Below are 4,460 nucleotides of genomic sequence, written 5' to 3'. Positions count from 1 at the left end.
GCGCAATTTTTATTGTAGTAGGCGATGGTGCGCTCGTACTCGTCGTAAGTCTGTATATAATCGTTCGCGACGCTTGGGTTTGCATATCGATCCTCGACCGCTAAGAGCTCCGCTTCAAGCTCTTTATAGTGCTCATAAACCTCCGCACAGGCGCGATCGTGGGCGTCGCCTTGCAAGATTATAGATTTATCGGAGCCTGCGCAGCCTCCGAGCCCCAAAGCAATGGCGCAAAGCATACCGCATAAAATTAAGCTTTTCAAAATTCTATCCTTATTATATAAGTAAGTTCCGCGTAAAAAGAGGTGTGGTTATAAGCCGAGTTCCGTTACAGCGGTCATTTATCTAGACCGATTTTTGCAAATCGGTTCGAGCGAACGGTTCGAATATAAGACGAAACCACCCGTTCTTGCTGCAGGTTGGGTTTGCATTGCCGCCCGTGTCTCCACGCGCGCGGTGGGCTCTTACCCCGCCCTTTCACCCTTACCGCTTGCGCGGCGGTTTGCTTTCTGTTGTACTTTCCCTAGGGTTGCCCCCGGCGTCCGTTAGACGCAACCTTGTCTTATCGCAGCTCGGACTTTCCTCTCCTTGCGGAGCGACCGCACGCCACACCCGAGCGCAATTATAGCTTTTTTGGCTTAAATTTCAGGGCTCGCGGAATTTAAGGATTGAAATTTTACGCCGCGAGTAAGTATAAACTCCCGCCCCTGCACCATTACCTCCGGAGGATGACGACGATAAAGAAGCTAATAAATTAAATCACATCTTTAACAAAAAAAGAGCATAAATTAGATGATTTTTTAAATAAATTTGAAAACAATCAACAAAAAGCTTATAATGCTATAATTAAAGAACTTGAAAGAGATATGGCAAATGGTAAGTTGCTAAATAATTTTACTAATGGCTATAAAGTTAATATTAAAGGCTATGAAATTAATGTACGTGGAGTTATAAAAAATGGAAAACCAAAAATCGGAACGATGTTTATCCCTCGATAATTTTACAGATATTGCAAATATCGAGGCTGAAATTGTTAAACTAATAAGTGATGATTTAGGCGATTATGCGCTTTATAAGCAGTTTGAAAATTCAGAAATTACAAAAAGAGAGGTTTCGACAGCCGGATATTATTGCCATTTCAAGTGTAAAAAAATATTAGAAAAAAGCAAAAACAACGGTTTTGTCGGCAATGTAAATTTAATGCTTTCTGATGAAAACATTGGAGGAGCAATGGTTCTTTTGGAAAATGGAATTTTAAAAATGTTAGAATGCTACTTTTGGGAAGAGAATAATTTTTTTGAAAATATTGTAAACGGGCAATAGTAGATAAAAGACTTAAGCGATTTTAAGCTTAATAATATTTTGCCGGTTATTGACGAAAATAAATTTGGACAACTATAAAAAGGTGAAATTTAGCAAATTTTACCTACGGCCGAGCAGAATAAAATTTTAAATTCTATGGCTTAGACAAAACGTTGCGCTTACTGCGATAAAATTTCACGAAATTTCATAAAATTTCATCGCCGCATAAATTTAAATCTATGCAGTCGGTTTTAATATTTCGCAAAATTCTGCGCGGCGCGGCGCGATTTGACGTGGGGCGTGGCGTGGCGCGCAGAATTTTGCGGCGCGGTGCGATGCGGCGTGACGTAGCGCAAGTGCGGCGTGAACCCTATTCTGCAGCATGATGAGGCTCAATCCTCGTCCGTCGCGGCGCCCTCGAATATATCTCGGTGCAAAATTTCTTCCAAAACGACCGTCGCGTAAGAGCCTTTCGGCAGATAAAAACTGAAGCTAAAATGCGCATTTTGCGCATCGTAGACGTGCTGCACGCGCTCCATAAAGCTCCATGCAAACCTGCGCGAGCCGTTCATCTGCGCCTCAAACTCGCGAGCAGGCGCGAAAATTTCATCTTCAAATCTGCCGCCAAGCCCGCTAGCTCGCAGCTTCGCTCGCCCCACGATAAGGCCTGCGCTTGTGATTTCTCGTCTTGCGAACCGCTCGCACTCAGCGCCCAGATCGTCGCAGCTAAAAAACGCGCCGTACGGAAAATGCCCTAAAATCTCGCCCCTTAAAAGCTTGAAAAACTGCGGCTGAGCCGCGATCTCGCGTGCCTCATCTTTGCTTAGTTCGTAAATTTTAGCAAACTCGCCCGAGCTAAATTCCGCCGCAAATTTTGAAATTTCGACCCGCTTGCTAAGCCAGCGGTTGAAAAGCTCGCTCTGATAGGCGCTGATTAGAAAGTCGCGCATTTTGGGGTTTTTAAGCCGCCTCTGTCCGCGCAGCACCTCCTCGCCCTGTGCTGCGTTGTCGCCGAACTTGCCGAAGCGCTGATAGCCGAAATAGTTCGCAAAGCCCTCGCGCCCTAGCGTATCTAGCGCGGCTGCAAGCTTGACGGCGTCGGGCGGTAGGACCTTTTTTAGGCGGATGAAAAAGTCGTTGCCCTTTAGATGCCCGATTTTAAGCTTGTTTTTATGCCTTTGCACGCTTAAAATTTTAAGGCTTTCGTGCGAAAATCCGCCTAGCGCGGGCTCAAATTTAGCGGGCATGCTAACGTGCTGCGTCGTAAGCCCCTGCTTGTCCTTAAGCCCCGCGTAGCCGAACTCGCGCATCTTAGCGCCCGTATGTTCGCTTAAAATCCGCAGCGCTTCGTGCGTGCTGATGCCCTTTTTTTGCAGCAGCAAAATGCAGTGCTCGCCCTCATTGCTAGGCTCGTAAAGCGGCACTTCGCGCACGACGAAATCGCTGGAGTTTTTACTAAAATGCGCATTTATCGGCGCGTGATTTAGGGTGTATAAATTTTTCATAGCCGGCCTTTGCGTTAATCTAAGGCGCAATTTTATAAAATTGAGCCTAAAAAACTCATTATTAAGGCAAATTCTAGTATCATTCACCATAAAAAAAGGATGAAAAATGCTTCAAATCAGGCTCTTTCGCTTTGACCCGCGCTGCGACGTCACAAGCTACTTCAAGCCCTATGTTTATGAAAGCGCGCCCTTTGCCGATCTTGCGGCACTGCTTGATCACATCTGCGCGCACGATCCCTATTTCAGCGCGCAGGGGGTGGAATTCGTAAAAATCAGCGGCACCACCGTAAGCGTAAAAGAGCCGCTAGATACACTCATAGCGCACTTTGGAAGCGAGCTAATCATCTCGCCTCTTAGCGAAAAAGAGGCGATTAAAGATCTGCGCTGCGAGCCGCGAGCGTTTTTGGATAAATTTAAAGCCTTTGAGAGCATCGCGGACGCTGCTGATTTCGAGTTTTACAAAAGCCTCGCGCCCTATTTTTACTCGACGAAAATCCCCGCATGCTCGCAGGAATTTTTGGGCAACAGCGCCTTTATCTTCGCGCACCGCCTGATGCAGACGCACCCGAGCGAGCGCATGAGGATTTTGGAGATCATCGAGCCGCAGATGGCGTATTTTACGAAGTGCGACGCCGTGGGGATGGAGTTTGACGACCGCGCGGCATACAGGGCGTTTTGCGATATTTTAAAATTTGAACCAGCGCGCAGTAATAAAATTTTAAGCGCACAGAGCATGGCGGAATTTGACGCAGCGGGCGCGAAGCACGATTTTAGCGGCTTTAACGTCGCCGTGTGGTACGACGAGGCTGCGGAGGAGCTAGCTAGCAGGCTGGGCGCGCAGATCGTGCACTTTGGCTGCGAAGGCGCGCCGCTTGGAGCGCAGATATATGAGCGCGAACGGGAGTGCGCGCTGCGGCTGGGGGGCGAAATTTTATTTGACGCGTTTGATAGCGGAAGCGATTTTTTGCTACTGAATTCCAAGCTTGCGCTTGATTTTTTAGACGGCAGAAGCGATGAAATCCAAAGGCTTTTCGGCAGAGGTCTCGCGGGCTTTTATCTAATCGCGACGGATGAGCTCATCGCCCTAGCTCGCGGCGAGAGGCCCGACTTTTCGGCGCGCAAGCTAAAGCCGACGCTGATTTAAGCGGACGAGGTTTTAAAATTTATCCTATTACGACGGTAAAATTTTAAATCGACTGCATATTGATGATCGGCATAAAGCAAATAGTTTTCTTAATCGCAGGCGGTTTAATCATCTACTATTTCTTTAATTCGGGCATTTGTTGTTTTGCCCTATGGCTCGTATTTTGTCCTTTGCTATAAATTGACCATTAAGCTTGCCTTTAATTTCTCTTTTGGAGTAAAATTTTCTAGTCCAACTCCGCCACCACCGTATACGCTTAAAATTTTTCTCAAAATATCTATAATTTCATCGCTGGTTGTATTCTCGGCATCTGTTTTTATATCGTGAAGCTCATAAATAATTCTATACGGATCGCCAATCGTTTCATCATTAAAAATCCGCCTCAAGTCCAGCTCTATATCGTTACTTTTATAATGCAATAACCATATCGTTTTAGTTAAGGCATAATCCCCTATATCTCTTAAATAATCATGTGATATACGAATTAGCCAAGTGTTATTTTCTCGGTCTAT

General features: G+C 45.9%; 4 protein-coding genes, 1 other RNA gene and 1 pseudogene. 2 read left to right on the top strand and 4 right to left on the bottom strand.

Annotation, left to right across the window (positions count from 1 at the left end):
• Both Q0614_RS07975 and rnpB read right to left on the bottom strand, forming a co-directional pair.
• The coding region (locus tag Q0614_RS07975; protein ID WP_298787870.1) for a hypothetical protein at window positions 1-260 on the bottom strand (260 nt) is incomplete at its 3' end.
• A 35-nt stretch (window positions 261-295) separates the two neighbouring features.
• Window positions 296-612: RNase P RNA component class A (gene rnpB / locus Q0614_RS07970), an RNA gene on the bottom strand.
• 342 nt (window positions 613-954) lie between these two features.
• Here rnpB and Q0614_RS07965 point away from each other — a divergent pair.
• Window positions 955-1,320, top strand: coding sequence for a hypothetical protein (locus Q0614_RS07965; RefSeq protein ID WP_298787867.1), 366 nt, complete (start codon window positions 955-957; stop codon window positions 1,318-1,320).
• A gap of 371 nt (window positions 1,321-1,691) precedes the next feature.
• Here Q0614_RS07965 and truD read toward each other — a convergent pair whose 3' ends face one another.
• Entirely contained in the window at window positions 1,692-2,804 is a 1,113-nt protein-coding gene (gene truD, locus Q0614_RS07960; RefSeq protein ID WP_298787865.1) for a tRNA pseudouridine(13) synthase TruD, read from the bottom strand.
• 106 nt (window positions 2,805-2,910) lie between these two features.
• Here truD and Q0614_RS07955 point away from each other — a divergent pair, with 106 nt between their 5' ends.
• Window positions 2,911-3,948, top strand: coding sequence for a hypothetical protein (locus tag Q0614_RS07955; RefSeq protein ID WP_298787863.1), 1,038 nt, complete (start codon window positions 2,911-2,913; stop codon window positions 3,946-3,948).
• A 173-nt stretch (window positions 3,949-4,121) separates the two neighbouring features.
• On the opposite strand, the pseudogene Q0614_RS07950 reads toward Q0614_RS07955, so the two are convergent.
• Window positions 4,122-4,460: pseudogene (locus Q0614_RS07950) on the bottom strand (hypothetical protein); the annotation flags it as partial.

This window comes from uncultured Campylobacter sp. (assembly GCF_937997595.1).
Classification (GTDB): Bacteria; Campylobacterota; Campylobacteria; order Campylobacterales; family Campylobacteraceae; genus Campylobacter_B.
The sequence above is the reverse complement of the archived record's forward strand: the minus strand, read 5'-3'. Positions and strand labels throughout refer to the sequence as shown.